General features: G+C 53.2%; 23 protein-coding genes. 14 read left to right on the top strand and 9 right to left on the bottom strand.

The window, feature by feature from the left end; genetic code table 11:
- Positions 1 to 56: 56 nt before the first annotated feature.
- Positions 57 to 1,373: a patatin-like phospholipase family protein gene (locus tag CFLAV_RS20390; RefSeq protein WP_050785893.1), complete on the top strand. Its 1,317-nt coding sequence runs from the start codon at positions 57 to 59 to the stop codon at positions 1,371 to 1,373.
- An 87-nt stretch (positions 1,374 to 1,460) separates the two neighbouring features.
- On the opposite strand, the gene fabG is transcribed toward CFLAV_RS20390, so the two are convergent.
- Complete coding sequence (fabG, locus tag CFLAV_RS20385) at positions 1,461 to 2,207, bottom strand: 3-oxoacyl-[acyl-carrier-protein] reductase (RefSeq protein WP_007416714.1); 747 nt, start codon at positions 2,205 to 2,207, stop codon at positions 1,461 to 1,463.
- A 149-nt stretch (positions 2,208 to 2,356) separates the two neighbouring features.
- Positions 2,357 to 3,172, bottom strand: a complete 816-nt coding sequence (locus tag CFLAV_RS20380; protein ID WP_040549608.1) for an SDR family NAD(P)-dependent oxidoreductase — start codon at positions 3,170 to 3,172, stop codon at positions 2,357 to 2,359.
- 288 nt (positions 3,173 to 3,460) lie between these two features.
- On the opposite strand from CFLAV_RS20380, the gene CFLAV_RS20375 reads away from it, so the two are divergent.
- The 5 genes from CFLAV_RS20375 to phaC all read left to right on the top strand — a co-directional run bounded on the left by CFLAV_RS20375 (position 3,461) and on the right by phaC (position 7,920).
- Positions 3,461 to 4,078 (top strand): polyhydroxyalkanoate synthesis regulator DNA-binding domain-containing protein, encoded by a 618-nt coding sequence (locus CFLAV_RS20375; RefSeq protein WP_007416712.1) that lies wholly within the window; start codon positions 3,461 to 3,463, stop codon positions 4,076 to 4,078.
- Positions 4,079 to 4,394: 316 nt separating this feature from the next.
- The gene (locus CFLAV_RS20370; RefSeq protein ID WP_007416711.1) at positions 4,395 to 4,886 is read left to right on the top strand and encodes a hypothetical protein; all 492 of its coding nucleotides are present in this window, start codon (positions 4,395 to 4,397) and stop codon (positions 4,884 to 4,886) included.
- Positions 4,887 to 4,952: 66 nt separating this feature from the next.
- Positions 4,953 to 6,131: a thiolase family protein gene (locus tag CFLAV_RS20365; protein WP_007416710.1), complete on the top strand. Its 1,179-nt coding sequence runs from the start codon at positions 4,953 to 4,955 to the stop codon at positions 6,129 to 6,131.
- A gap of 152 nt (positions 6,132 to 6,283) precedes the next feature.
- Positions 6,284 to 6,793, top strand: a complete 510-nt coding sequence (locus CFLAV_RS20360; protein WP_150107517.1) for a hypothetical protein — start codon at positions 6,284 to 6,286, stop codon at positions 6,791 to 6,793.
- 32 nt (positions 6,794 to 6,825) lie between these two features.
- A complete protein-coding gene (gene phaC / locus CFLAV_RS20355) occupies positions 6,826 to 7,920 on the top strand; it encodes a class III poly(R)-hydroxyalkanoic acid synthase subunit PhaC (RefSeq protein WP_007416708.1) in 1,095 nt (364 codons plus the stop codon).
- A 523-nt stretch (positions 7,921 to 8,443) separates the two neighbouring features.
- On the opposite strand, the gene CFLAV_RS32765 is transcribed toward phaC, so the two are convergent.
- Positions 8,444 to 9,289: a HEAT repeat domain-containing protein gene (locus CFLAV_RS32765; RefSeq protein ID WP_007416707.1), complete on the bottom strand. Its 846-nt coding sequence runs from the start codon at positions 9,287 to 9,289 to the stop codon at positions 8,444 to 8,446.
- 190 nt (positions 9,290 to 9,479) lie between these two features.
- Positions 9,480 to 10,316 (bottom strand): HEAT repeat domain-containing protein, encoded by an 837-nt coding sequence (locus CFLAV_RS32760; protein WP_007416705.1) that lies wholly within the window; start codon positions 10,314 to 10,316, stop codon positions 9,480 to 9,482.
- A gap of 127 nt (positions 10,317 to 10,443) precedes the next feature.
- Between CFLAV_RS32760 and CFLAV_RS20340 the strand changes: the two genes are divergently transcribed.
- Positions 10,444 to 11,742: a tetratricopeptide repeat protein gene (locus CFLAV_RS20340; RefSeq protein WP_007416704.1), complete on the top strand. Its 1,299-nt coding sequence runs from the start codon at positions 10,444 to 10,446 to the stop codon at positions 11,740 to 11,742.
- A 114-nt stretch (positions 11,743 to 11,856) separates the two neighbouring features.
- Here the strand turns inward: CFLAV_RS20340 and CFLAV_RS35055 are convergent, their stop codons facing one another.
- Positions 11,857 to 12,246, bottom strand: a complete 390-nt coding sequence (locus tag CFLAV_RS35055; RefSeq protein WP_007416703.1) for a DUF6869 domain-containing protein — start codon at positions 12,244 to 12,246, stop codon at positions 11,857 to 11,859.
- A gap of 556 nt (positions 12,247 to 12,802) precedes the next feature.
- Positions 12,803 to 14,002: an LVIVD repeat-containing protein gene (locus tag CFLAV_RS20330; RefSeq protein ID WP_160164625.1), complete on the bottom strand. Its 1,200-nt coding sequence runs from the start codon at positions 14,000 to 14,002 to the stop codon at positions 12,803 to 12,805.
- A gap of 1,000 nt (positions 14,003 to 15,002) precedes the next feature.
- On the opposite strand from CFLAV_RS20330, the gene CFLAV_RS20320 reads away from it, so the two are divergent.
- The 6 genes from CFLAV_RS20320 to CFLAV_RS20295 all read left to right on the top strand — a co-directional run bounded on the left by CFLAV_RS20320 (position 15,003) and on the right by CFLAV_RS20295 (position 23,808).
- Positions 15,003 to 16,628, top strand: coding sequence for an RNA polymerase sigma factor (locus tag CFLAV_RS20320; RefSeq protein ID WP_083809056.1), 1,626 nt, complete (start codon positions 15,003 to 15,005; stop codon positions 16,626 to 16,628).
- Positions 16,629 to 16,808: 180 nt separating this feature from the next.
- Positions 16,809 to 18,389 carry an NHL repeat-containing protein gene (locus tag CFLAV_RS20315; protein WP_007416699.1) on the top strand — a complete coding sequence of 527 codons (1,581 nt, stop codon included), beginning with the start codon at positions 16,809 to 16,811 and terminating at the stop codon, positions 18,387 to 18,389.
- Positions 18,390 to 19,102: 713 nt separating this feature from the next.
- Positions 19,103 to 20,230 carry a 3-isopropylmalate dehydrogenase gene (leuB, locus tag CFLAV_RS20310; protein ID WP_040549586.1) on the top strand — a complete coding sequence of 376 codons (1,128 nt, stop codon included), beginning with the start codon at positions 19,103 to 19,105 and terminating at the stop codon, positions 20,228 to 20,230.
- 9 nt (positions 20,231 to 20,239) lie between these two features.
- Complete coding sequence (locus CFLAV_RS20305) at positions 20,240 to 20,677, top strand: nucleoside deaminase (protein WP_007416696.1); 438 nt, start codon at positions 20,240 to 20,242, stop codon at positions 20,675 to 20,677.
- Between the two features lie 60 nt (positions 20,678 to 20,737).
- Positions 20,738 to 21,364, top strand: a complete 627-nt coding sequence (locus CFLAV_RS20300) for a prepilin-type N-terminal cleavage/methylation domain-containing protein (RefSeq protein ID WP_040549584.1) — start codon at positions 20,738 to 20,740, stop codon at positions 21,362 to 21,364.
- 2 nt (positions 21,365 to 21,366) lie between these two features.
- On the top strand, positions 21,367 to 23,808 hold the full coding sequence (locus CFLAV_RS20295; RefSeq protein WP_007416694.1) for an outer membrane protein assembly factor BamB family protein: 2,442 nt from the start codon (positions 21,367 to 21,369) through the stop codon (positions 23,806 to 23,808).
- A gap of 18 nt (positions 23,809 to 23,826) precedes the next feature.
- Here the strand turns inward: CFLAV_RS20295 and clpX are convergent, their stop codons facing one another.
- Both clpX and clpP read right to left on the bottom strand, forming a co-directional pair.
- Positions 23,827 to 25,125, bottom strand: coding sequence for an ATP-dependent Clp protease ATP-binding subunit ClpX (gene clpX / locus CFLAV_RS20290; RefSeq protein ID WP_007416693.1), 1,299 nt, complete (start codon positions 25,123 to 25,125; stop codon positions 23,827 to 23,829).
- 5 nt (positions 25,126 to 25,130) lie between these two features.
- The gene (gene clpP / locus CFLAV_RS20285) at positions 25,131 to 25,763 is read right to left on the bottom strand and encodes an ATP-dependent Clp endopeptidase proteolytic subunit ClpP (RefSeq protein ID WP_237712431.1); all 633 of its coding nucleotides are present in this window, start codon (positions 25,761 to 25,763) and stop codon (positions 25,131 to 25,133) included.
- A 142-nt stretch (positions 25,764 to 25,905) separates the two neighbouring features.
- Between clpP and CFLAV_RS20280 the strand changes: the two genes are divergently transcribed.
- Positions 25,906 to 26,304, top strand: coding sequence for a VOC family protein (locus CFLAV_RS20280; protein ID WP_007416691.1), 399 nt, complete (start codon positions 25,906 to 25,908; stop codon positions 26,302 to 26,304).
- Positions 26,305 to 26,329: 25 nt separating this feature from the next.
- Here CFLAV_RS20280 and CFLAV_RS20275 read toward each other — a convergent pair whose 3' ends face one another.
- Positions 26,330 to 26,863, bottom strand: a complete 534-nt coding sequence (locus CFLAV_RS20275; protein ID WP_007416690.1) for an NUDIX hydrolase — start codon at positions 26,861 to 26,863, stop codon at positions 26,330 to 26,332.
- Positions 26,864 to 26,895 lie beyond the last annotated feature (32 nt).

The raw sequence follows: 26,895 nt of genomic DNA, 5'->3' as shown, positions 1-26,895 counted from the left end.
ACGCCCGGGCGACGGTTAAAGCACAATTAAATTCAATCACTGAGAAGGCTAAGAGTATGAATGGAAAATTTGATCACACTATCCTCCTGTTGCAGGGTGGCGGAGCGCTGGGGGCGTATCAGGCTGGCGCGTACGAGGGCTTGGTGGAAGCGGGCATCGTGCCGGACTGGGTGGTGGGCATATCAATTGGCGGGATGAATGCAGCTTTGATCGCCGGCAATCCGCCCGGGCGAAGGGTGGAACGATTGCGAGCATTCTGGGAGCGAGTTTCGGCGCATGTTCCGCTGATTCCGCCACCATGGCTTGACCCGATACGTCCCGCGCTAAACCAACTGAGCGCTTCCGCCTCCATCATAAACGGGGTGCCGGGTTTTTTCATTCCGCGCGTGCCGCCGCCTTCCTTTTCCATTCCGGACGAAGTGCCGGAACGCCTGAGCTACTATGACACGGAAATGCTCACAGCTACGCTCGAAGAACTGGCCGACTTCGACCTGATCAACCGCCATAAGGTGCGCCTTTCGCTCGGCACGGTCAACGTAAGCACTGGCAAATCCGTCTATTTTGACAATCACGAGACACAGATAACTCCGGACCACGTGCGGGCGAGCGGTGCATTGCCGCCAGGGCTTCCTCCGGTGGGGATTGACGGGGAGTACTATTGGGATGGTGGTGTCGTGTCCAATTCGCCGCTCTGGTATGTATTGGAGCACTTGCCGCGGGAGAAGGCGTTGGTGCTGCAAGTCGACATCTTCAAAGCGGACGGAGACCTGCCGAAGGATATTGATGAGGTGCTGAGGCGGGACTTGGACATTCGTTATGCGAGCCGGGTACCCTTCAGTAGCGATCGGATCAGGAAACTGGCTGAAATGCACCTGGCACTGAAACGGTTGCTGGGCAAGCTGCCAGCTTCGCTCAAGAATGATCCGGACGTAAAAGCTCTTCTGCCAGTACGCGATATCGGGGAGATGACGATCGCGCGCCTGACCAATCGTGGTCTGTCACATGCCGGCTATTCGAAGGATTATGAGTTCTCGCGCGCCACAGTGGAGGAGTTGTGGGCAACCGGACTCGAAGATGTCCGGCATTCGATACGAAGCATTTCAACGATGAAGCCGACTACCTACGGTTCGGTAGCCACCATTTATGATCTGCCGCCTGAACCTTCGAGCTCAAAACCGAAATCGCATGAAGAGCCGGAACTGGAGAAAGGAGTCGAGCCGCCAGCGCGCCGTTCGCACAACGGCGAGTCACAGCGCCATTTGGGTAATGGAACTTCAGCACATCGTTCGCACAGCGTTTCCGCAGCACGCCATTCGCGTCACAGGACTAAAACGCGCCATTCACGTACTGAGCGTTCGCGCTCAAGAAGATAGCTTGGAGGCGCTGAATTAGAAATGCCATGGCTGCAGGTCTTAAGCTGCCGCCATGGCATGATTCCGGTGTCCAGGCGTGAGCGGACGTTACATATAGATGCCACCGTTCACTGAGAGAACCTGGCCGGTGATATAGCCCGCGCGCGGACTGGCGAGGAAGGCCACCGCATCCGCAACTTCCTCCGGGTTGCCAAGGCGACCCACAGGAGTCATGGCTCTGACTTGGTCCAGCACGGAAGGAGGAACCTCTTTTGTCATGTCGGTGGCAATGAAGCCAGGGGCGACCGAATTGACCGTAATACCTTTGCGCGCGGTTTCGCGGGCCAGAGCCATGGTGAAAGAATTGATGCCACCCTTCGTCACGGCGTAATTGGTCTGGCCAAAGTTGCCGGTAAGACCGACGAAAGAGGAGATGTTGATGATTCGTCCCCAGCCGAGGTTGATCATGAAGGGAAGAGCCGCGTGCGTGACGTTAAACACCCCATCTAAATTGACGTGCATCACTTCATCCCATTGTTCCTTGGTCATCTTCAAAAAAGTACGGTCACGCGTAATGCCTGCGTTGTTGATTACGATACTGATCGGTCCCAGCGAGTCATTGACCTCCTGAACCATCCGGTTCACTTCCTCGACCGAAGTCACATTCACCGCAAAGGCACGGCAGCGAACTCCCAGGGCAGTGACCTCGTGACAAATTTCCTCCGCCTTTTCGCTGGAACGCTCATAATTAAACGCAATATCGGCACCGGCTTCAGCCATGCTTAAAGCGATGGCGCGGCCAATGCCTCGTGTTCCCCCAGTAACCAGACAAACCTTCCCTTGTAACTGTTTCATTTGATTGCTCTCTTTCGTGGTAAAAGTGCAAAGCTGGCGTTAAGCCCTATCTGCACGTTCGATGGCTTGCCGAAAGGTGAGTGAGCATCAGGTTCCTCGTAACTTTGAATACCAAAGTTACGAGGAAAAAGCAATCAAAAAGTGCGTTTTTACGCCGCTGGACGCCAACCCGCATCCGCCCAAATTGAGCCGCTAACGGCAGGATTCGAGATCATGAAACAGATGGCATCAGCGATTTCCTCCGGCTTGATCAATCGGCGCAGTTGAGTCTGAGGAATGATATTCTGCTCGATATATTCTTCCCCCAGCGCCCGAACCATCGGGGTATCCGTGAAACCGGGATGGATGATACCGCAGCGGACACCATGGAAAATGGCTTCTGCGTTCATGGTTGACGCGGCCCCCTCCAACCCCGCCTTGGTGGCCGAATAACTCAGTTGCCCCTTGTTACCCTGGGAAGAAACCGAGCCGATGAAAATAATTGTGCCTTGCACGCCCTCAGTGTGATGCCAGCGCTTGAGTCCATTCTTGCGGCGATCGTCCGCAATGCCAGCCACCAACTCCAAGGCCCAATAAATTGGAGCGATTAGATTGACTTCCGTCACCAACCGGAAGGTCTTGCCGGGATAGATCACCACCGAGTCGGTCTGCTTGTCGACTTTAACCGATAAACTGTCCCGGGTGATGCCCGCGGCAGGCACGCAGATGTTTACAACCCCATGCTTCTCATGCACATCCCGATAGACGAAACTGCGGAAGGAGTCTTCCGTGACGTCGCCGGGATATCCGGTGGCCACCGTTCGACCTGCGAGTTGGTTGATTTCCTTCGCCAGCTCATGCACGGCTTCGGTTTTGTCAACCAAAGCCAGAGACCCGACCTGGCGGTTTGCCATTTCATTCGCCACAGCGCGACCAATGCCCCCTGCGGCCCCTGTAATTACCGCAACTTTGCCTTTGATGTTCATGCTAGGTTTCTTTCGTTTGGCCGATTGACCGAGGAGCCAATCGATAATTGTTAATATTAAAAAGTAAATGGAACCAATTATGTTATCAAGCAAATATTGTGCGTCTGCACTACACCAAAGATTTCCGCTTTCCGCATGGGAAACAACTTCACGCTTCGATGCAATCCATTGATTGTTAGCCACTTCTAATCTGCTAACACTGAGTATAGCTATTGACTGCCAAGGCGATAACCGTGTATAGTTTGTATATGGTAATGCACTTGCACTATATGCTGCATCTATTCTCATATGCCGGACAACGCTGAAAATAATCCGAAACACATCGAAATTCGTAAGTACCCCAACCGCAGGTACTACGATGTTACCCGCAGCAAGCATTTGACCTTGGAGGACATTCGTTCCCTGGTGCGCGAGGGATCTGACATCCGCGTGACCGATTCAAAAACCTCAGCAAATATTACCGCCAAGGTGCTGGCGCAGATTATTCTCGAGCTGGATTCCCAAAAAATCGACATGTTTCCAGTGGCGCTCCTGATGCGTTTGATTCGGGTTAATGACCAGATGGCGAAAGACTTTTTGGAACGCTATTTTGATCAAGCTCTGTCTATGTTTCTTGAGTATCGCAAGCAGTTTGCCGAGCAGTTGCAGGGTGGCGACGGATTAGGGGCCATATACTCTTCCCTGGCCAACTGGAATCGGGCCATGCTGAATCCATTTGCGATGCAATTTATGGGGCTGCCGGGGCGAAACCCGGGGGCCGCGGCGGGCGAAGCTTCAGCCAGCAAGGAGGCTCCGGACCTTCAGGACAAGGTGAGAGATCTGGAGCAACAAATCGCCAATCTGGAGGCGAAACTGGCAGCGGCTGCAAAACGACCAAAGGCAAAACCCAGGCGGAGAACACGATAAACGCGCAGTTCTGAAGAGACTGGAACGTAGTGCAAGTGCACAACGCCGTTCTTGACAAGAGGTATTACCTGCCATTAAGGTGGGAAGGCAATTCTGATGCAGGCTTGGGTATAAGATCGATTTTTCAAGCCTTCTGACAACTGAAGCGTTTCCCGGCAAGTGGACCATAACAGTATCAGGATTGTGATTGTGCAGAGGCACAATAGTGAGTGAACAAGCTTAACGGTCCCGGCTGAACGGTGAAGCGCCCAGGTAAATAAATGATTTGGACCCGATGAACCATCTGACTCCGCAAGCATTGAAAAGGAGTAAAAATATGCAAGATAAAGCAAAAGAGCATTCTCAGCATTCGCAAAAATCGGCGCCGGCTGGAACTGAAATGTTCAGTCAAGCGATGAAGAGCTATGAACAGGCTTTGCGCACCAGTGTGAAACTGCAAGAGGATACGGCCAAATGGTGGACGAACATTTGTCAGCAAACGACGTGGACGCAGGAGTTGCAAAAGCAGATGCATTCAGTCGTGTCTCAAGCCATCCCCGCGATACAGCGAAACATGGAGGAGTCACTGAGACTGATTGATCTGGGCAACAAGACGACTTTGAATCTCCTGAAGAGAACCACAAATGGCCAGCCTGCCACTGCGGCGGCGGATGTGCAACCGGAGGTGCAGCGATTGTGGCAATCCTCCCTGAATGTGATGCAATCGAATCTGCAGTCGCTCGCGGAAACGCAGACGAAGGCAATGCAATCCTGGACTGAGTTCATGCGAAAAGGAGCGGCCTCGGCTGCATCCGCCGCGGCGAAATGAAGAAAGATACCGCGAGGATGATTCTGTTTGTTTGGGGTCATGCAATGCGAAAGGACAATTAATTCTATGTTAAGAAACGTTTATCTGGCAGGTGGAGCGCGCACCGCGGTTGGAAGTTTTGGGGGTGCTTTTGAGAGCATGCCGGCACCGGCATTGGGCAGCATTACCATTCATGCGGCGCTGGAGCGTGCCGGCATTCCAGCGAATCAGGTGGATGAGGTAATCTTTGGAAACGTGCTTAGCGCCGGGTTAGGCCAGAACGTGGCGCGGCAGGCGGGCATGGGTGCGGGGTTGGCCCCGGATGTCGGCGCGACCACGGTGAACAAGGTTTGTGGTTCCAGCCTTAAGTCTGTCATGCTGGCGGCACAGGCCATTCAGTGCGGTGATGCGCGCGTGGTGATTGCGGGGGGCACGGAGAACATGTCGCGGGCTCCCTATCTTTTGGAAAAAGCCAGGAATGGCTATCGCATGGGCAATGGCGAACTCATCGATTCATTGATCAAGGACGGTTTGTGGGATGTATACAACAACCTCCACATGGGCACGTGCGGTGATCGTTGCGCGGAGAAGTATGCCTTTTCCCGTCAGCAACAGGATGACTATGCGGTGGAAAGCTTCAAGCGGGCCGTCGCAGCCAGTGCCCGCGGCAGCTTCGCATCGGAAATAGTTCCGGTGGCGGTCACGGCCGGGAAGGAAACGGTCACTGTCAAGGAGGACGAAACACCGAAAAAGTTTAATGAAGAAAAGCTTCGCAAACTGCGACCGGCTTTCGGCAAGGAAGGAACCATCACTGCCGGCAACGCCTCCAGCATCAACGATGGCGCGGCGGCGATCGCGGTCCTTTCGGAGGAGAAAATGAAGGAACTGGGCGTCAAACCCCAGGCGAAAATTCTGGGTTACGCCACCTTTTCCCGTGAGCCCGAGTTGTTCACCATCGCTCCGGTCAGTGCCATCAGCCGGTTACTGGAGAGGCTTTCGTTGAAGGTGCAGGATGTGGATCTTTTTGAAATCAACGAGGCTTTTGCCGTGGTGACGATGGCCGCGATGAAGGACCTGAATATTCCTCACGATAAGGTGAACGTTCACGGCGGAGCGATTGCCCTGGGCCATCCCATTGGCGCCAGTGGCGCGCGGACGCTGGTAACACTTCTCAACGCGATGAAAGAGCGTGGAGCAAAAATCGGCATTAACGCCCTCTGTATCGGAGGCGGTGAAGCGGTCGCCATGGCCGTGGAACTTTGCTGAGTTTCTGGCCGGATATGCTGGCAGTGCGGCCAGCATATCCTGACCACCCGGGCATGCGGGAAACGATTCGCGCAGCCCGGACAATTTGGGATCTTTAGCTTTAGCGCAAATTAGCAGCAAACCAATTTAACTTTTTTAAATCAGGCATGACGATGAACGATTCGTTTCAGAAAACATACGACCAAGCTTCCGCGTTCCAGAAGATCTGGATGGATAGCTTCACCAAGCTGGTCCAGGCGGGCTCTATTGGGCTCACGCCGGGGACACCCCCTCCGGAATCGCTCCGCCAGTTGCGCGGGAGCATATTTAATGCACTCTCCGAATCCTGGGAGGATTACATGCGCTCCCCTCAATTTAAGGAATCGATGAAGACGATGATGGACAATGCCATTGCCTTTCGCAAAGCGAACAATGACTTCTTCACCCAGGCACAACATGCCGTCCAGGGAACAGCGCGGGAGGACATTGACAATGTGTTGGCGGCGATCAGGCAGGCGGAAGACCGTGTCCTGAATCGCCTGGAAGCAATGGCAGAACGCCTGGAGCAGTTGGAAGGCAAAGTCGCTGGCGCGGTCCAGAATGGCAATCCGAAAGTCTCGCGGGGAGCAGCGGCGAGGAAACCCAAGGCCACGGCCAAAAAGGTTCAAACAAAGAGCAAGTGAATCACAACCAACTAATCTGTTGAACGAGCTATATGACTGAGAATACTACTACTAGTAATCCCTGGTTTCAATGGCAGCATGCCATGCTGGACGAAGGATTTGCCCATATGCGCCGCATGTCGCAACTGCCCTTTCTTTTGCAGAAATCCAAGGCGGTAAAAAAAGGCGCCAGTCCCTCGGAGGTGGTTTATGAAGAGGGCGACCTCAAGCTCCTCCATTATTTGAGTGATACTAAACCGCGCCATAAGACACCACTGATCTTCGTTTTTGCGCTGGTCAACCGGCCGTACATTCTGGATCTGAAAGAAGGCCGGAGTGTCGTCAGCCATTTTGTGAAGGGCGGCTTTGACACCTATCTAATTGATTGGGGCGCGCCAACTCTTGCGGATCGGCATCTCACGCTGGATGATTACATCAACGGTTATCTGTCGAATGTCGTGGATTATGTCTGCGAACGGACCGGTTCCCCCCAGGTGAACCTGCTGGCTTATTGCATGGGTGGAACAATGAGCGCCATGTATACTTCCCTGCACCAGGAAAAGGTCAAAAACCTGATGTTGCTGGCCGCTGGCATTGACTTTGCCCCACGCGATGGGTTGCTGAACCTCTGGACGGACCCCGACTATTTTGACGTGGATAAATTCGTGGATGCCTTTGGCAACGTCCCTGCGGAGTATCTTCAGGCGACTTTCCAGATGCTCAAGCCGGTGCAAAACCTGATTGAGAAGCCCATCAACTTCTATGAGAAAATGGGGGACGAAAAGTTTGTGGACGACTATCTCACGATGGAAACCTGGCTGAACGATAACATTGCGGTTCCCGGCGAGGTATTCCGGGAGTTTGTGAAGGGACTCTATCAGAAAAATTTATTGATTAAAGGCCGGATGCCCGTAGGCAAGCACACCATTAACCTCAAGAATATCACTTGTCCGGTGTTAAATATCATGGCCAAAAACGATGATCTGGTGCCCTGCGCACAAAGCTTGCCCTTCAACGACCTGGTTAGTTCGAAGGACCGCAAGACTATCGTCGTGCCAGCGGGGCACATCGGGCTGGCCGTGGGTGGCAAGGCGCAGAAAGAGTCCTGGCCTGAGGCGTATCGATGGTTGGCGGAGCGAAGCAGCTAAGGCAGCCTTACGGCTACCGACAGCCACTTCGTTCATACTCGCATCTGAAGCAGGAGCTCGCCAGGAACAGAACTGGACGGCTCATGTGGCGCGCAAATCAATCTTGAAAATGAAAAAAGCGGGCTACTTGGGAGCAACCCGCTTACCATGCTTTAGCCAGCATGTGGTAATTCATGCTTTTGACAGCGACAGCGGTTAAAAGAGGTTCTGTCGGTGGGAAAATCCATTGTACAGGCCCTCAATTATGGCAGCATGGTCTACTGTCTCGCAGATATTATAGGCTTTTGGAACGTCGAACCATGGGGAATAACCCGCCCATTACCGCATCCGCTTCGAATCCACTTTTTCCCAGGCCTTGATAAAAAACCTTTCGCTGAACCTGAGTCTCATTGATTTATATGACACCCGGCCGGCAGCGGGCGTGACGCCGAATGAGGTGCAGATTCATTCGACTTTGGGGATTAAGTTTTAGCAGAAGCCACGGAGAGCAGGTGGTGGCGCGGATGGGTTCCAGAGTTAGCCGTCACTTTTTTGCCTGTATGACAATCTTGTCCGAGTCGATTTGCTGGAGAGCGAGCTTGGCGCAGGCACGGACGTCGGTGTTGGAGTCTTTCAACAATGGCAGGAGGGCGGTTTTGGCGCTGGCTGCGGCTTTGCCGAATTTGCCCAAGGCAAAGGCGGCGGTCATGCGGACGAATTCGTTTGTGTCCTGAAGCGATTGGATGAGGGCGGGAATGGCAGGTTGGGAGTTTGTATAATTTTTTGCGAGCACCAGCGAGCGAGCGGCGAAATAGCGCACTCGGGGTGAACCATCCTTGAGGGCCAGAGTGAGAGTATTGATCGAATCGGGTGCATTGAAAAAATATTCTGGCATCTCACGTGCCGCGCCCTCTCTTACTTCGGGAGCTCCGTTTAGCAAGCGACGACAGCAGTCTTGTTCGTCCTCCTTGGTGATAAGACCGCATACGCCGACATCGAAACGGGAGAGTGTTTCCCAAACGATTGGACTTAACATCTCGCGTGACAGATTTGCGGTGTGCCATCCAGTTTCGGCCATTTCCTGATAACCCTCAGCCGAGCGGAGGTGGATGTTGAATAAGGCCAACAATCTGATCAACTCTTTCTTCGGAGCAGAGTCTTTGGCACTTGCCCAAGCGGTATAAAATGGAAGGGCATTCGTGCCGATGGTTTGGATCGCTTTGTAACGCAATTCATCAGCGATGTGGTCTTCTTCCCGAGGATTGTAGTCCAACCAATAACTCAGCGGATGGTTTTGATATTCCGGTTCGGGGTGGTAGTTGCGCAGGGACAAACCAATCGCTGTTGCGAAAATGAGCAACAGAGGAATGATGACGGTCCGGCGCCTCATGGTTTTTAATTTGCACTTGATGATGGAGGGAAGTCAATCATGTCTCTTTCAGAGCGGATGAGCCTGGTAGATTCATATGATGCCAGATCAGCGACGGGGGTGACGCCGGATGAGGTGCAGATTCATTCGACTTTGGGGATTAAGTTTTAGTGAAGAATTGGCAAAGGCCAGTGGTTTCCAGAGTCAGCCGTCATTTTTTCGCCTGTATGACAATTTCCTTCGCGTCGATTTGTTGGAGCGCGAGTTTTGCACAGGCGCGGACATCGATGTTGGGGTCTTTTAACAATGGCTGGAGGGAGGTTCTGGCGCTGGTTGCGCCTCGACCGAATTTGCCCAAGGCGAAGGCGGCGGTCATGCGGACGAATTCATTTTTGTCCTGAAGGGATTGAATGAGGGCGGGAATGGCGGGTTTGGAGTTTTCGCTGGATAAAGCAAGAGAGCGTGCAGCGAAATAGCGGACTCTCGAGGACGGGTCTTTGAGAGCTGAGGTGAGGGCGTCGATGGATTCAGGTGAGTAGAAATATCTGTGCATTACGCGGGCTGCGCTCTCTCTTTGTTCCGGAGTTCCATGCAGCAAGGAGTTAATCGTACGCTGTTCCTGTCCTTCAGACTCGAGCCCACAGCCGCCGATTTCGAGCCAGGAGAGTTCCTCCCAAACATTTGGATTGATCACCTCATGTGATAACTGTGCGACTTGCCATCCAAGCATGGCCAGGTCTCGACGTTCTACCGCAGAGCGAACATGAATGTGTATTAGAGCCAGCAATTTCATTATCAATTGCTTTGGATATGAGTCTTTGGAACGCAACCAAGAGATATACACCGGCAACGCATTCGTGCCGATGGTTTGGATCGCCTTGTAACGCAATTCAGCAGCGATATGGTTTTCTTCGCGTGGATTGTAGTCCAGCCAATAACTCAGCGGATGGTTTTGATATTCCGGTTCGGGGTGATAGTTGCGCAGGGACAAACCAATCGCCGTTGCGAAAATGAGCAACAGAGGAATGATGATGGTCCGGCGCCTCATGGCTTTAAATTTGCATCTGATAACAGGAGGAAGTCAATCACGTGTACAAGCATGCTGCTCTACGGGACGATAGCTACTGTTCTGGACTTTCCGCGTAAGGTCATAAATAGTCGGTTCCGGCGATAATATGAAACTCAGTTTACAAAGATTGATGCTCCTGGTTGTTCTCGGGATGGGAATCCTGTGGTCCGAGAATGGGTGGAGCGCGGATAACATGCACCAAGCCATCGAGGAGGCGTGGAAGCATCATGATTATGATCTAACAATTGAACGGTGTTCGGCAATTTTGGAATTAGATCCGCAGGACTCGTATGCTTATAGACATCGTGGTTGGGCTTTTTCGAGAAAAGGAGATTTCCTCCACGCTCTTGCGGATATGGATAAACTCGTGAAGCTCGATCCAAGCAACCCTTGGTCCTACGCAGCGCGTGCCCTGGTTTATCGGCTGAAAGGAGATGTTCAAAACCAAATCAACGATCTAAACGAAGTCATTGATCTTAAGCCCACGTATGCGGAGGCGCATTACCAACTGGGCATGGCCTATGTTTCCCTGAAGAATTATAGTCAAGCGATCACCAATTACACGATTGCCATTCAGATTAAACCAAGTGAAGGGGATTATTACACAAGACGTGGCCGGGCACATTGGTACAACAAGGCCGAGCAGGACGCGCTGAAAGACTTTGCAGAAGCTCTTCGTCTTAACCCGAATGATGAAGTAGCTTATGCATTCCGCGGACAGCTATATCTTGACAAGAAAGACTATCCGCTAGCCATCCGTGACTTCACCAAATCGACTGATCTGAATCCGACGAATGAACTAAGCTACGAATACCGAGGGTGGGCCTACTACAAATCAGGGGCATATGAAAAGGCAATCAGCGATTACAGCAGCGCCATTCAATTGAACCCAGCGGAATCCGCCGCATATGGCAGCCGCGGACTTGCGTACGAAAAAAGCGGCGAGTTGGAGAAGGCCATTGCTGATTACAGTAGGGGAATTAAACTCAACCCGACGAACGTGATCGCTCTACACGCCAGAGCCGCAGCGTATCACAAGCAAGGAAAATTCGACCGAGTAATTGAAGATTATCGGGAAGCGATCAAGCGCAAACCGACAGATTCGCTTTCGTATAATAATCTCGCATGGTTACAAGCTACTTGTGAAAATGCATCATTTCGCAATGGAGAAGAGGCGGTGAAGAACGCCAAGAAAGCTTGCGAACTGGCAGAGTGGAAGAAGGGATACTGTGTTGGAACACTCTCAGCTGCCTATGCTGAGGCAGGAAATTTTGACGAAGCGCTTAAATATGCCAAGCAGGCGCTGACCCTCGAGGGAGTCACCGAGAAACAGCGCAAGGAAATGGAGGAGGATCTGAAAGTAATTGAACAGCACAAACCTGTTCGCAGGGCGGCAGGAGAATGAGTTGGAAATCGAGAATGGCGAGTTTTGGAGATCTTCGTTTGGCGGTTCGGGTTGGGTTGAGGCAGTGCCGATTGCAAATCGGCGATACGGCAGGCTGCAAGCCTGCGCTACGGGTTAGGTGAAGCGGCTTTGTTTGAGGATTTCGATGCGGTGCCAGACGGATTTGGGCATGGAGCCTTGCCAGACGTGGTTGAGGACTTCGCGGAGGCGGCGTTCACGCAGGGCAAGGGTGTGGATGGTGTCGATGTAGGTTTGGCCGTGGAGGCCGAGGAAGTCTTCCATGGGGCCGGCGCCGAGTGGGCCGAGAAGTTTTGGGTCGTCGGTGAGTTGCATGATGGCGAAGAGGATGGACAGGGCGAGGTCGGGGTTTTCGTGGATGAGGGTGGAGAGGCGACTGTCGTCGTCGGTCCAGTCGACGGGGTTGCGGGTGAGCCAGGATTCGGCGTGGGTGCGAATTTCGGGGGAGGATTGCCAGGCGCGCCAGAAGTCAGTAGGAGGAGGCATGGTGAAGTGTGGCAAGTGATGGGTGATCTATTGGGAGGAGTTTAGCCACAGAGGGAACACGGATTCAACACGGATTGGGGCCACAAAAAGGCGCAAAAAGCACAAAGGGGAGAGTGGTGTTGGCTGAGATGTGGGTCGCGTACGCGAGTTGAAGCATATGGTGGTATAGCCTCCATGGCTTTGTCAGGGAACGCGCGGCAACGCGTCCTTACCTTTTAAAACGTGCCTGGTGGTGGGATTAAGTCGTGAGTCGCGTACGCGGATTGGCTTGATGGGCTCTGTAGAGTCGCCGACGGGATTAGAATTCGACTGAGTCTCATTCCACCATTTTATTGATTGCTCGCGAGTTGGTGGAGTCGCAGTTCGCTTACGCGATGGAGGCAAGGAAAAGTCTATCATCCCTGGCAATGTCACGGAGAAAGCGGCAGCTTTTCCCTACCCCAATAATTGATTGCTGGCGCGAGGGCTGCATCGCCCACCGCGTCCGCGGATAAGCTCGATGGGCTGGTCAGAATCGTCGATGCGGGACCGGATCGGTTTGGTGGTTGAGAGCCGATCAGAGTTTCAGACGGTAGAAAACGTTGGTGGTTGGTTTGGGTAGTATTACGCGTTTCTGTGGTCCGATTAATACGGGAATATTCGTCACGTTCACCCAGGCGGGGCTGGCAAGGTTGCCGCTTTGTTGCAAAACGACGCTGGCGGAGTTGGTGGGCCAGGTGAACACAAAGGTGTTGGTGGCGGTGCTCATTGTGGTCAGTTTGAGATCGAGAGAGTAAATGTACGTCCCTGAGGTCCAACACGCGGCATAGGCATAGTTATCAGAGACAGCGATACCGTAGGCAGCGGCACTTCCCCCATTGCTATAGGTACCAACAATGACAGGGTTTGATGGATTCGAAATGTCGTAAACGCGCAATCCACCCAAGGTGTCGCCCAGATAAACATTATTGCCCGCCATGGCCACGGAATACGCATACGCGGTGGTATTCGTAGCGGTACAGCTGAGAAAAGTCAGGTTTGTTGGATTGGAGATGTCATAAGTGCACAAGCCCCCGGTGACATTAGCGGTGCAGACATGGTTGCCGGAAACAGCGGCGCCGAAGGCACCGGGGCCCACCTTATGATTTGAGATTCCGACCGGGTTGGCCGGGTTGGCAATGTTATAAACGAACAAACCGTCCTTTGACTTGGCGACATAGGCGAAATTACCCGAGACTGCGACCTTCATCGCCAAGCCATTTGCCTGGCCATCGAAGATATGACCGACACTGATGGGATTGGTGGGGTTCGATACATCAAAGATTCGCAGGCCGTCGCTATCATTGGCAAGATAGGCATAGTTGCCGGAAACGGCTATGCCATTGGCCGCGCCACCGTAGTTGGTGATGGTATGACCGACGTTGATGGGGTTTGTTGGATTGGAAATATTGTATATCCGCATGCCATCCGTGCCGTTGGCAAGGAAGGCAAAGTTCCCGGCGACAGCAACATCATGCGCGGCGTCCAGAGTAGCGGGACGCGCGTTGTTGGTGTGACTGATAAGAACGGGGGCGGCTTTGTTGGAAATGGAATATATAAAAAGGCCGTTGGTGTTATTGGCCAGAAAAGCGTAGTTGCCTGAAATGGCCACCGCAGAAGCGGGGACAACCGGAATGAAACCAGTTAGTGTAGGTGTGGTTTGGGCTGATAACCGGCATTCCATGCCGGGCAGGGTGGTGAAGATCACCAACAGAAAAATGATAAGGATTTTTTTCATCTCCATTTTCTGCCCATGAGAAAAGCAAGGCGGGTGAGGAATTACAAGCGTCATTTTTAAGTGCTAGTTTCGAGTTGGGCTGATGCCACGAAGAGGCGCAAAAAGGCACAAAGGCAATTGGACGAAGTAAATTGCACCGATCGCGGGTGGCCCCGGAGTAGTGGAAAGCCCAGGCGCATCTTCCCTCACCCTGCCCTCTCCCATTTCAAGGGGCGAGGGTGAACCGTCTGGCATGGTTTGATTGATTTGGAATTGCGGCACGGTTGCTGTCCTGGGTGAGTTGCGCGCGGGGGGTGGTGGGATGTGGTGGGGCTTGCCGCGTCGAATCGTTGGTTGGTTTGCATCTCGGTCCCCCTCCCTTGTGTTCCCTCCCGAGGAGGGAATCGTACGGCTGAAGTGGTTGGAGGTGCTTGGGATTATTGCGCGGTCCCCATTTGTGGAGTGAGAGCAATTGAATGCAAATTGCACCGCATGAATGCGGGACTCCCAACCAGGATGGGTGTGGGTTCGGTTGAGTTGTGAACCGCGTGCGCGAATTGGAGTTAAAAGAAAAATTAGATCCCGCTCACGCGGCGATGCTACCCAATGAACGATGGATGCTGTGAACTTTTGGATCGTGGGCCGCGTGCGCGTGTAGGCTCGATGGAAATTGGCCGGATCACCGACGGGGTTAGAATTCGACTGAGTCTCATTCCACCATTTAATTGATTGCTCGCGCATGATCGGGAGTCGCTGACCGCCTACGCGGTTGGCACGATGAATTGGATTGGATCGCGAGAGAGATCAGGGCTGCGGCGCAGCACAGCCCTACCAACGCAATGATTGATGCCTGACGGTGGGATCAGCAGCATGGGGCGCATGCGCGGATGGGTTGAGGGAGAGATTGGAGCATAGGCACCGTAAACGGTGGACAACGTAAGGTCGTGGGGCGCTTACGCGAATTTTGGGAAAGCAGATTTTTTGTGCGCTTTTCTTTTTTGCGGGTGTTAATCACTAGAACATGACATCCGATTGTGAAATGTTGCGGCGGTTTGCCGATGAAAATTCCAGTGAGGCGTTTGCCGAGCTGGTGCGGCGGCATATCCCGTTGGTTTATTCGACTGCGTTGAGACAGCTTAATGGGGATTCCGGCCTGGCCCAGGATGTTACGCAATCGGTGTTTATTGACCTGGCACGCAAGGCTTCGGGGCTGAAGAATCGGGTTTCCATCACAGGCTGGCTTTATACGAGCACGCATTATGCGGCGGCAAAAGCAGTGCGGGGCGAATCACGAAGGCGGGAACGCGAACAGGAGGCCCATAGGATGCAAGAGTTATCAAAATCCGAGTCGGAGGTGGATTGGTCGGCGACGAGCCGGGTGTTGGATGAACTGATGCACCAACTCAAAGAGGGAGATCGCGAAGCCATATTGTTACGCTATTTCGAAGACAGACCTTTTGCCGAGGTGGGAACCAGTCTTGGAGTCAGTGAGAACGCAGCGCGGATGCGGGTGGAACGTGCGCTGGAGAAATTGAGGAATCTGCTGACCGGCCGGGGAATTGTCCTCACCGGCACGGCTCTGGCAGCGGGATTGGCCAGTCAAAGCACGAGTGCGGTGCCGGCTGGGTTGGCGAAGGCGGTTATTGAGTCGTCGTCTGCCCTTATGGCGAATCAAACGGGGATGGGAACAATCATTTCTAAAATTATGAGCGTGAGCAAAGTTAAACTTGGCGTGAGCGCCTTGGTGGGGGTGGGGTTGGTTGCCGGTTTCGTGGGGCAACAGCGGTCGTTGGCGCGTTTGTCGACGGAAAATGCCGCCATGCAACAGGAGAATCGAAAGCTGGCAAGTCTGGCGGAGCAAAAGCTGAAGGTGTCCACGAATGTGAGTCCAGACATGGCCGAGCTGGAGCGGCTGCGGGGGGAGCATCGTGAGTTGTTGAGGTTAAGGGGAGAAGTGACGCGGTTGCAGGCGAGTGTCGGTTCGTTGTCGAACCGGGTTGCCAATACGAAGAACACTTATGGTTTGTTGCCTGATCAAATGCCGCCGATCCGAAGTCCGAACCCGGCACCAGATGCCTGGGCTTATAGCCAACTCGTCAAGAAACTTGTTTCGGGAAAAATCAGTCCTGCAGAGGAATATCATCTCGCGAAAGCATGGCCTTACCTGGGCAAAAGCGTTGCAGAGCCGGATCAGTTCGCGCATTTCCAGTCGAGTTATCTCGCATCACTGCTGGATATCAAGGACAAGGATACCATTTGGCGGATGCGTCAAATTTTGGAGCAGGCGCGGGATGAAGAACGTTTCAAAGGGCTGAGTTGGATAAGAGCGTACGATGACGGGTTGATGGGAGACACGCAGCCCGCGCAGACCGCAGACCCGGAGAAAGTGGCGCAAACTCGCGAGCGGTGGAAGGCTCTTGATCAGAGAACACTGCAGCAGTTGAGTGATGTCCTGCCGCCGGAGACACAGCAGGTATTGGCCGGCAGTGTCACAGGTGTTTTGGATTTTGATGCGCGGTTGCGGCCCAATCCAGATCGAATGCCGGATAATGCGAAGTTCCAAGAATTGACGCCTCAGGAAATTTATAAAGCGTGGCCGATGCCGCCTGGAACACGACTACAGACGGTTGTTAAAAAGTTGCAGTAGGCGTGCGCGAGGAAATTGCGGATTTTGAATTTTGAATTTTGCCGAGGCTCGGTGCTTCGAAGGATGAAGTATTTTTAATTGTAGGCGGGGAGGAAGAGGCGTATGAATAGCGGGCCTTGAAGTTCCATTGTCTGTGGGGATGGCGGAGTTTCAAAGCGAACATTCAACCAACAAAGAGGTATGAGGAAATTTACAATCAAGATGTCGGCATGGGCAGGTTGTGCCCTGATGGCGGCGGCATCGCTCGCATCGGCGCAGATCAATCCAGGCTTTGACTGGGCGAAAAGTTTCGGAGCTGCAACTGATGACGATGCATTTGGTTTGGATGTGGACAAGGCAGGAAACATTTATGTAGCCGGTTATTTTAGCGGTAGCATGACACTGGCGGGGACCAACCTGAACACGCAGGGCGGTTTGGATGTTTGCGTGGCCAAGTTTGATAATGCTGGAAATGCTCTTTGGGCCAGACAGGCAGGCGGAGCATCAACGGACGCGGCTTATGCCGTGGCGGCGGATGGCACCGGCAACAATGTATATGTGGCAGGACGATTTGGGGGAACAGCCACTTTCGGAACAAATACTTTGACCAGTTTGGGCACTCAGAATTTGTTCCTGGCTAAGTATGACGGCGCGGGAAATGTTCTCTGGGCCAGGCAGGCAAGTGGGACTGGGTATGAATTCGCGCGCAGGATCGTATTGGATGAGAGTGGGGGTGTTTATTTGGCTGGAGCATTTCAGCATCCTATAACCTTCAACAGCAACACTATCAACCCGGTGGGTAGTGGAGATACTCTTCTCGCGAAGTACGATAGCGCGGGCAATTTCATCTGGGCCAAGCATAGTGGCGATCCCGGCTTTTATAGTGAAGCGTACGGCCTTGCGCGAGATGGTGTGGGAAATCTATTCGTGACTGGATATTTTGATGACTCGATCACTTTTGGGACCACCATGCTGGTAAGCAACGGCAGTCATGATCTGTTCGTGACGAAGTATGACAGCTCAGGAAACGTGTTGTGGGCTCGAAGCGGTGGTGGAACAGGCAGTGATTGGGGCTGGGCGGTGGCGACGGATAAGTCCGGCAATAGTTTTGTGACCGGCTATTTCAGTGGAACGGCGACTTTCTCCGGAACACAACTCATCAGCAGCGGTTCAATGGACATGTACCTGGCGAAGTTTGATCCATCGGGCAATCTGCTCTGGATTCGACAGGGTGGCGGTACGGGCGATGATGAGGGTTATGATCTGACAGTTGATCCGGATGGAAATGCGGTGGTGACCGGATGGTTTACAGGTTCGGCGACTTTTGGCACGAATCATCTGGGTGCCGCAGGTGGTTCCTCGACAGATATCTTCGTAGCCAAGTATAGCGGAGGGGGTGACTTGCTTTGGGTGAAGCAGGCAGGAAGCATTTCCGCGGATTATGGCCGGAATATAACGCATGATGCGATCGGCGGATTGTATCTGACCGGTCGTTTCACCGGCAGTGCTTCGTTTGATACCATTAATCGGTTGAGCGTGGGTGGGAGCGACGTCTTCGTGGCAAAGTTGGCGACAGGGATGCCAGCGTTGATGTTGATCCCAGGGCCAAATGCAGTGCAATTGTCATGGCCACTGGTGGCATGGGATTACGTTTTGGAAGCCACGCCAAATCTGAGCCAATCGTTTGCGTCGTTGAGTTACACAAGCACGACGAATAATGGGTTGATCCGGGTAACGGTGCCGACGGCGGGAGGAGAGCGGTACTTCCGACTAAGGAAATAGAATCCAGCTGCATCAGAGGCTTCTGTGTTTGGAGATTACAGGGGCCTTTCGGGATAGTTTTCTTGAGTAAGGGAACACTTATTTTCGCGATCATTTTGTAAGTGGTTGGTGGACAATGAAAGATTGTTGAGGGGGCTGGACAGCGTATGTCCAACCCCTTTGTTATTGTGGAGGGGACAAAAGAATTTCGAGTTTTGAATGGAGAGTTTAACGGCAGACAACAATTAAAGTTATTTTGGAGGATGCATGGTGATTGAAGTCCTCAGTGATCAAGTTAGGAAGCCCCTCACCGGTCCTCCGGACATCCTCTCCCCGTTCAAGTGTTCGCGTGGGGAGGAGGGCATCTGGGTGGGGCAGCGCAGGGTGTTCCATTCGCAAACCGTGAGTTAACGGGAGTTATCGGGAGCTAACGTGAGTTAACGGGACATCTTTTTTATTTTTGGATTTTGATTTTGGATTTTTGAATGAACTCAGCGATTACAAGCTGGTGGGATACGAATTGGTCGGGGGACCGTTCTGAGGCGCTGGTCTTTGGTCGCACTGGGAAATTGATACGTGTTAGGGGGTTCGGAAGGTATCGGAAGCCATCGGTAGGTATCGGAAGGTCAGGAAAATCTCGGAGGGCGAATTTCGAATTGCGAATGAGGGCCGAAGGGGCTGGGAGAAAATCTGCTTTTCGGGAAACGGGGAGAGCCGTAGTCTTCCGCACAAATATGAGTTCTAAGACTTTGAAAATTGCCGCCCTCGCGGGCGATGGTATCGGGCCGGAAGTGATGCGGGAAGCAATCAAGGTATTGCGCGCGGTGGAGAAGAAGTTCGCGCTGACGATTAACATCACGGAGGCGCCGGTGGGTTGGGCGGGCATCGATGCGGCGGGGAAGGCGTTGCCGGATGCGACGTTGAAGCTGTGCAAGGAATCGGATTGCATCCTGTTCGGCTCGGTGGGATTGCCGGATCGTGATCCGACGATTCCGAAGGAGGAACGTCCGGAGCGGGCGGCGTTGCTGCGGTTGCGGAAGGAATTCAGCCTGTTCGCGAATTTGCGGCCAGTGAAATTGCCGAAGGAATTGTCGCACGCGTGTCCGCTGGCGAAGGAACGTCAAGGAACAGGCATTGATATTTTGGTGGTGCGGGAGTTGACGGGCGGGATGTATTTCGGGCAACCGAAGAAGACGGAGCAGATTTCGGCGGGGGCGAGCAAGGCGACGATCCTGCGCGCGATCGATACGATGGTGTATACGACGCCGGAGATTGAGCGGATTGCGCATGTGGCGTTCAAGACGGCGCGGCTGCGTCGCAAGAAAGTAACGAGCATCGACAAGGCGAATGTGCTGGAAAACGGAGTGCTCTGGCGAGATGTGGTAACCACGGTGGCGAAGGAATATCCGGATGTCCAACTGGAACATATGTTCGTCGATAACGGCGCGATGCAATTGGTGCTGAAGCCGACGCAGTTCGATGTGATGTTGTGCGAGAACATGTTCGGCGACATCCTGAGCGATGAGGCGGCGGCATTGGGTGGTTCGCTGGGGATGTTGCCGAGCGCAAGCTTGGGTTCGGCAGGGAGCACAGGGCAGTTTGGTTTTTACGAGCCAGCAGGTGGCACGGCACCGGACATTGCCGGGAAGAATCTGGCGAATCCGATTGCGCAGATTTTGTCGACAGCGTTGATGCTGCGTTACACCTTCAACTTGAATGACGCGGCGTTGGCGATTGAAAACGCGGTGGGCAAGGTCATTTCGGACGGCCTGCGCACTGGTGATATTTTCAGCGCGAGTGAAACGAATGCCCGCAAGGTTGGCACGACCGAAATGGGCGATGCCATCGCAGCGGCGATATAAAACTTAACTATGGATACATTTCTCCAGGCAGCAATTGAGGAAGCCAAAAAGGGTCTGGCGGCGGGCGGGATTCCGATTGGCTCGGTGCTGGTGTATGAAGGCAAGATCATCGGGCGCGGCCACAATCAGCGCGTCCAGCACGGCAGCGTGATTCACCACGCCGAGATGAATTGTCTGGAGAATTCGGGGCGGCAGAAGGCTTCGGTTTATCAGAAGTGCACGTTGTATTCGACGCTGTCCCCCTGCCCCATGTGCAGTGGGGCGGCGTTGCTCTACAAAATCCCGCATGTAATCGTGGGTGAGAATGTGACTTTCCAAGGGCCGGAGGCTTATGTGCGGTCGCAAGGGGTGAAGGTGGAGATTTTGCAGAACGAGGAGTGCATCAAGCTGATGCGGGATTTCATCGCGGCGCGTCCGGAGCTTTGGAACGAAGATATTGGCGTGTAGCGCGGTAAAGAGTTGCCACGCCTTTTCTTCTGGCGCATAATGAGAATGAGCTTACATCCCATGTGCACAGAACGAAACAGACGCGCCTCTTTTAAAGGGCGAGATCGCGGCTTCTCGCTGTTGGAATTGCTCATCGTGATGGTCATCATCATCATCATGTTCACGCTCTACTTCAGCGGGGGTTCGAAGTCTTATCAGATGAAGCAGATCGCGGCGTGTGAGAAGAACTTGATGAATACGTATGTGGGCTTGAAAACCTACAGCATGGACAACAACGATAAATTTCCCACGCTGGTCAATGCGCAAACCTCCGAGGCTCCGCTGAGCCAGTTGGTGCCGCGTTCGACGACGGGCACGGAGTATTTCACCTGCCCGGGCACCAAGGACAAGCCATTGCCCGATGCGCAACCGTTCATTGATCGCAAGATCAGCTATGCCTATTACATGGGTCATACCAGCAAGGATGGAGCCGATCAACCGCTGATGTCTGACCGGCAGGTGAACACAAACTCGAAGTTGCCGGGTCAACCTTTGTTTTCCGCGGATGGAAAACCGCCCGGAGCGAATCACAATAAATACGGCGGCAACGTGATGTTTTGTGATGGCAATGTGCAATCGAGCCCGGCGCAGTCCGCCTTTACGTTGACGAATGCGCCTGGAGTTGTTTTGCTCAATCCCAAACCCTAGCCATGAAAGTAAAAGTCCAGTGCACGTGCGGAACGCGTTTTGAATTTGAGGTCGAACCGGTCAATGAACGGATGCCGGTGCCGATCAATTGTCCCAGCTGCAATTCCGATGCGACCGGGTTGGCAAACGAGGTGATCAAGCAGCAACTCGCAGCAGCGAAACCGGCACCTGCCACGCCCGCTGCTTCTGCCAACCCCGGCATTCCCGCGATTAAAATTCCCAGCCTGCCAACGGCACAATCGAGTTCAGCGCCTGTGCCTGCCATTTCTGCACAGCCCGCGATTCCAGCAGCCAGTCCGGCGACAGCAGCGGCTGTACCCGCAGCACCGACACCACCCGCTCCGTCGCAAGGGGGATTGCGCATTTCCAAACCGGCGGTGAGTCATGCCGCTCCGGCAGCGACGGCAGCGGCTTCGGCCCCGGCAGTTGCCGCGAACAAATGCCCGAAACATCCCACGGATGATCCGGTGGAGACGTGTCGCGTTTGCGGCAAGCCGATGTGCTTAAAATGCATGGAGATGTTCGGCTACGTTTGCTCCGTCTATTGTCGCAACCAGGCGAACTCGAAGAAGATGAGTATTCCTGTTTACGCCCAGCAACGCAGTGCGGTGCAGGCAAAGGAGAGCGGAAAAGCGCGCCTGATTGCCTATGCCATCGTGGGCGTGCTGTTGCTGCTCTTGGGCGGATGGATTTGGTATGAGTGGTTTGGCTCCATGCCGAAGAAGGTTTATTCGGTTGCGTTTGTCCAAAAGCAACCACGGGGATATTACAAGTTGATTGGACCGGGACAATTGCTCTCGATTAAAGAAAAGCAAATCAGTCTTTTCGATGTGGCGCAGCAGAAGCAATTGTGGGCCACACCACTCAATACTGAAGCCAGCGTGCCCGCTCCGCGGCCGAAACCAGCCGGAAAAACGAACAGCAATAATAAAATCCGCACTTCTGATCCGGAATTGATGAAGGCGGAGGCAGCGGCGGAAATCGTCAAGAAAAAGGTGCCCACTGCCGAAGAAAACAGCAGTTCATCGGATGATGACCTGAGCTTTTCTTATCGTGATGAATTCAACATTAAGGAAGTGATTCCGACAGAAACCGACATTTGGATACTGTTTAATAACCGCATCGCGCGCTTTGATCGCCAGACCGGCAGTGCGAAACCGGATGTCGACCTCAAATCCGAAGTCATTCATCTCAGTCATGATGAGAATGGGATACTGGCAGTTTCGATGCCGGATCGAATGCATCGGGTGTTGACCCAAATTTCATTGCCGAGTGGCACCATGCAAACGGAAGAGGTTGATCTCTCTCCGGCGAAGGCACAGCCAGCCAGTGCCACGGCTGCAACCGCGAAAACAGGCGCCGGTTCGAAAACCAACAAAGTAACGGGTGTGGTTGCCAGGAAGGCGGTCACCCCAACTACGACACAAACAACGGCCAGTGCTCTGGATGAGAATTTTGATTTCAGCCCGTACGCGCAAAACAACTTTATTTCGGCCGGCGCGAACGTGGCCGAAATGAAGGTGAAGCTTTTGGAACATAAGGTTGAAGTGCATGAGGCCATGAAAGCCAAAAAGAAATCCATTCTGGATAGTGGCAATATGACCGCTTCCCAGAGCCTGGATGCATCGGAGGAGTTGCTGAATGATATGCAACGCGAAAATGGCGGCAGCAGCGTGCAGGAGGATGTGAGCCGTTATCAGGTTACGGTGCATCGTTGGCTGGCAAAAGGCACGCCGGATTGGACGGGCGAGGTCGTGGGAGCACCAACTATTTTCCCGTTAAAGACCGTGGATGTGGTCGCGGCGGGGAAATCGCTCGTGGTTTTGGATAAGAATAATAAAAAGCTTTGGGACGCCAAGCTGACGTATTCCGCCGGGTCGCATTACGGATATGATTTCGAGTTTGGCGGAGATTCCCAGGCTCCGGCCATTGAAACCGGCGATGCCGTCTATTTTGCAGATCAAGGCATGCTCACGTGCTTCGATTTGGCGAACGGCGCAGTGCGCTGGCGCCTGACCAGTGTGGGAATTTCCAAGATTCAGCTCGATGAGAAAGGAAATATTTACCTGACGAGCACAACGGCCAGCCCGGACTCAATCCAATACTCCAAGCAGGTTAATCTCAAGAACAGGCCGGAAAGTGTGATGTTGAAGGTGGATCCGAAGACGGGCAAAAAACTTTGGGAAGTCGTCAAAATCGGCGAGCAACTCCTGATTTCCGGCAAATACATCTACATCGGCAAGGTTTCAACCATGATGGTTGCGTTGCGCCTGGAAGAGGGCCCAGATTACCATTACAACTTCTATCGCCTGGACCCGTCCAACGGCAAAATCATGTGGAATTATTTTCAGACCAAACCCGGCATGAGAGCCGAAGCCAATCAAAACTGGATACTCATCGAGTTCAGGGATGAGTTGCAGGTGCTGAAATTTCTCAGCCTGTAGAGTCGCTGTTGATTGGGATCAGGCTGCCGCCTGGTCCTGCTTGCGACGGATGAGGGGCTTGCTCTCGTTGCGCACGACAGGCCTGGTGATCGTCACGGAAAGCACGTCATCACTGCCGGGGATATCGTACATCACATCGAGCATGATTCTTTCCAGCAGACCACGCAACGCGCGCGCGCCAGTCCCCTTTTTGAGAGCCTGAAAGGACAATTCCCGCAAAGCATCCTCGGAGAATTCCAGCTCCACACCCTCCATTGCCAGAAGTTTTCCAAACTGTTTCACCAGTGCGTTCTTGGGGTCTGTAAGAATGGAGACCAGTTGATCTTCCGTAAGCTCGGAGAGCACGGTCATCATGGGCAGGCGGCCGATGAATTCAGGAATGAAGCCGAAGGATAACAAATCTTCCGGTTCAATATGCTGCAAAATTTGCAGGCGATCCACTGAAGCTGCCTTATGTCCCTGCTCCACCGCGTTAAAACCCATGACATGCTTGCCGAGGCGGCGGTGAATGACCTTCTCCAAACCCACGAACGCTCCGCCACAAATGAAAAGGATATGGCTGGTATCCACGCGGATGTATTCCTGTTGTGGATGCTTGCGCCCACCTTGCGGAGGAACATTGCAAATGGTGCCTTCCAAAATCTTCAGCAAAGCCTGTTGCACTCCCTCGCCGGAAACATCCCTCGTGATCGAAACGTTCTCCGTCTTGCGGGCGATCTTGTCAATCTCGTCGATGTAAACAATGCCGCGTTGCGCGCGTTTCACGTCGTAATCCGCATTTTGCAGCAGACGCAGGATAATATTTTCCACGTCTTCGCCCACATAACCAGCTTCGGTCAACGTGGTGGCATCAGCTATCGCAAAAGGAACGTCCAGGATTTGAGCCAGGGTGCGGGCAAGCAATGTCTTGCCGGAACCGGTTGGGCCGACCATCAGGATGTTGCTTTTTTCAATCTCCACCTCGGCGTGGCGATCGGCGGCTAAGTCCTCAGCACCTTCGGTTTCATTCGCCTGAGCGCCGGGTTCGTGCAGAATGCGTTTGTAATGATTATGAACTGCGACGGCCAGGGTTTTCTTGGCGTGATCCTGGCCAATACAATGCCGGTCAAGCTGGCGCTTGATATCGATTGGCTTGGGAATGTTAAACTGGGGCCTGGCTTTTTTCGCCTGTGCCGACATTTCCTTGTCGAGCACGCTTTTGCAGAGGACTACGCAGTTGTCACAGATGTAAACACCTGGTCCAGCAATCAGCTTCTTGACTTCCGCATGAGACTTCCCGCAAAAGCTGCACAACGTAATATTGGTCGGCCGCGCCATGAGAACTAGTCCTTTTTATCAACCTGTCCAGCCACCAGGGTGTGAATCTCCTTGCGGGATTGCACCACTTCATCCACGAGACCATAGGCTTTTGCCTCATCAGAGGTCATGAAATTATCGCGATCACAATCCTTTTCCACTTGTTCAATCGGTTTGCCGGTATGCTTTGAAATAATACCATTCAAGCGCTGCTTAAGGCGCAACATATACTTGACGCGGATCTCCACATCGCTGGCCTGGCCTTCAGCACCGCCCAGAACCTGGTGGATCATGATATTGGCGTTCGGCAGCGCATAACGCTTGCCTTTGGTGCCGCCACAGAGCAGGACGGCGCCCATGCTCGCTGCCTGGCCGATGCAATAGGTATTCACATCGCAGGTCAGGAATTGCATGGTATCATAAATCGCCAGGCCGGCAGTCACACTGCCACCGGGAGAATTGATATAAAGATGAATGTCCTTCTTGGGGTCGCTCATTTGCAGGAACAGCAACTGTGCAATAATCAGGTTGGCCACCATGTCATCCACTGGCGTACCCAAAAACACAATGCGGTCCACCAGCAACCGGGAATAAATGTCATACCCACGTTCGCCCCGCCCGGTCTGCTCGACCACCATTGGAACAAGAAAATTTTGCATATTATTATCTCTCATTGATTCAGTGGCGCAACGTAACGGACGTATAACCATGCGTCAAGCGCAGGCACATCATGGCATGATCGCTTGCGACACACTTTTATTGTGGTGCTTCCCGCGGGGATTTCCATTAATTTCTAAAAAAATGATTAGAACAGTTGAACATTTGGGCTTGCCTGCCAGCAATCCGACACAACTTAAAGATTGGTACGTGAACGTACTGGGAGCAAAAGTCGTTTTCGAAAGCGGCCAGATACCTCCAGCCTTTTTCGTGCAATTTCCCGGTGGGCTCATGCTGGAAATTTATCAGTGTGAGTCTGTCAACCCTGTAACCGGCCACAATACGTTGGCGGGTTTTCGACATTTGGCTCTACAGGTTGAGTCGATTGAACAAGCCAAGTCCGAGTTGGAGAAAAAAGGAGTGATCTTCACAGAGCAGATTAAACCTGCTGCCGGTGGTGGAAGGGTGCTCTTTTTCCGGGATGGTGAAGGCAATCTGTTACATTTTGTAGACCGGCCCAAGGACTCCATCTTCCGCCACTAACGCCAACACTCGGCTGGCGGCGAGGCTATTCAGCGCCTTTTGCCAGAGTCGGAGCCGCCTTCGACCAGATTAGCAAAAACGCCCGGGCGAAATCCTGCGGGCGCTCTGCCAGCCAGCGGTTTACCGCTTGAGGCGCAAACCATCTCCCCTCTTCAATTTCGTCCGGGTGAAGGTTAAAAGGCCCTTCTGCCTCGCAATGATAAACCCAGACGAATTCCTCGCCTGTTTCCAGACAGGCGCTGATCTTGAACAGGCGGGCCGGAGCATTATCCAGCTTTAAACCAATCTCTTCCCACAACTCCCTCACTGCGCAAGAGTCGTAATCTTCCCCGGAATCCAGATGACCGGAGGATGAAGAATCCCAAACGCCGGGAAACGTATCCTTTTTCATGGACCGCTTTTGCAGGAAAACTTCACCTCGTGAATTAAACACCAGCACATGCACGGCGCGATGGCGCAAGCCTAAACGATGAACCTCGCCCCGCTTTTCCCGGCCAACGACTTCATCAAATTCATTCACTACATCAAAAATCTCATCTGCTCTTTGTCCCAGACCCATTTTTCCTTTCAGTTAAAGCTTGGCCGCAACGT

Source organism: Pedosphaera parvula Ellin514 (genome assembly GCF_000172555.1).
Classification (GTDB): domain Bacteria; phylum Verrucomicrobiota; class Verrucomicrobiia; order Limisphaerales; family Pedosphaeraceae; genus Pedosphaera.
The sequence above is the reverse complement of the archived record's forward strand: the minus strand, read 5'-3'. Positions and strand labels throughout refer to the sequence as shown.

Coding starts and splice junctions, on each gene's coding strand:
- CFLAV_RS35055 (WP_007416703.1), bottom strand. CDS start 12,246: ATGCCTCCTCCTACTGACTTCTGGCGCGCCTGGCAATCCTCCCCCGAA.
- CFLAV_RS20300 (WP_040549584.1), top strand. CDS start 20,738: ATGTGCACAGAACGAAACAGACGCGCCTCTTTTAAAGGGCGAGATCGC.
- clpP (WP_237712431.1), bottom strand. CDS start 25,763: ATGCAAAATTTTCTTGTTCCAATGGTGGTCGAGCAGACCGGGCGGGGC.
- CFLAV_RS20320 (WP_083809056.1), top strand. CDS start 15,003: ATGACATCCGATTGTGAAATGTTGCGGCGGTTTGCCGATGAAAATTCC.
- CFLAV_RS20380 (WP_040549608.1), bottom strand. CDS start 3,172: ATGAACATCAAAGGCAAAGTTGCGGTAATTACAGGGGCCGCAGGGGGC.
- leuB (WP_040549586.1), top strand. CDS start 19,103: ATGAGTTCTAAGACTTTGAAAATTGCCGCCCTCGCGGGCGATGGTATC.
- CFLAV_RS20340 (WP_007416704.1), top strand. CDS start 10,444: ATGAAACTCAGTTTACAAAGATTGATGCTCCTGGTTGTTCTCGGGATG.
- CFLAV_RS20375 (WP_007416712.1), top strand. CDS start 3,461: ATGCCGGACAACGCTGAAAATAATCCGAAACACATCGAAATTCGTAAG.
- CFLAV_RS20315 (WP_007416699.1), top strand. CDS start 16,809: ATGAGGAAATTTACAATCAAGATGTCGGCATGGGCAGGTTGTGCCCTG.
- CFLAV_RS32765 (WP_007416707.1), bottom strand. CDS start 9,289: ATGAGGCGCCGGACCGTCATCATTCCTCTGTTGCTCATTTTCGCAACA.
- CFLAV_RS20370 (WP_007416711.1), top strand. CDS start 4,395: ATGCAAGATAAAGCAAAAGAGCATTCTCAGCATTCGCAAAAATCGGCG.
- CFLAV_RS20275 (WP_007416690.1), bottom strand. CDS start 26,863: ATGGGTCTGGGACAAAGAGCAGATGAGATTTTTGATGTAGTGAATGAA.
- clpX (WP_007416693.1), bottom strand. CDS start 25,125: ATGGCGCGGCCGACCAATATTACGTTGTGCAGCTTTTGCGGGAAGTCT.
- CFLAV_RS20280 (WP_007416691.1), top strand. CDS start 25,906: ATGATTAGAACAGTTGAACATTTGGGCTTGCCTGCCAGCAATCCGACA.
- CFLAV_RS20365 (WP_007416710.1), top strand. CDS start 4,953: ATGTTAAGAAACGTTTATCTGGCAGGTGGAGCGCGCACCGCGGTTGGA.
- CFLAV_RS32760 (WP_007416705.1), bottom strand. CDS start 10,316: ATGAGGCGCCGGACCATCATCATTCCTCTGTTGCTCATTTTCGCAACG.
- CFLAV_RS20305 (WP_007416696.1), top strand. CDS start 20,240: ATGGATACATTTCTCCAGGCAGCAATTGAGGAAGCCAAAAAGGGTCTG.
- CFLAV_RS20390 (WP_050785893.1), top strand. CDS start 57: ATGAATGGAAAATTTGATCACACTATCCTCCTGTTGCAGGGTGGCGGA.
- phaC (WP_007416708.1), top strand. CDS start 6,826: ATGACTGAGAATACTACTACTAGTAATCCCTGGTTTCAATGGCAGCAT.
- CFLAV_RS20360 (WP_150107517.1), top strand. CDS start 6,284: ATGAACGATTCGTTTCAGAAAACATACGACCAAGCTTCCGCGTTCCAG.
- CFLAV_RS20295 (WP_007416694.1), top strand. CDS start 21,367: ATGAAAGTAAAAGTCCAGTGCACGTGCGGAACGCGTTTTGAATTTGAG.
- fabG (WP_007416714.1), bottom strand. CDS start 2,207: ATGAAACAGTTACAAGGGAAGGTTTGTCTGGTTACTGGGGGAACACGA.
- CFLAV_RS20330 (WP_160164625.1), bottom strand. CDS start 14,002: ATGAAAAAAATCCTTATCATTTTTCTGTTGGTGATCTTCACCACCCTG.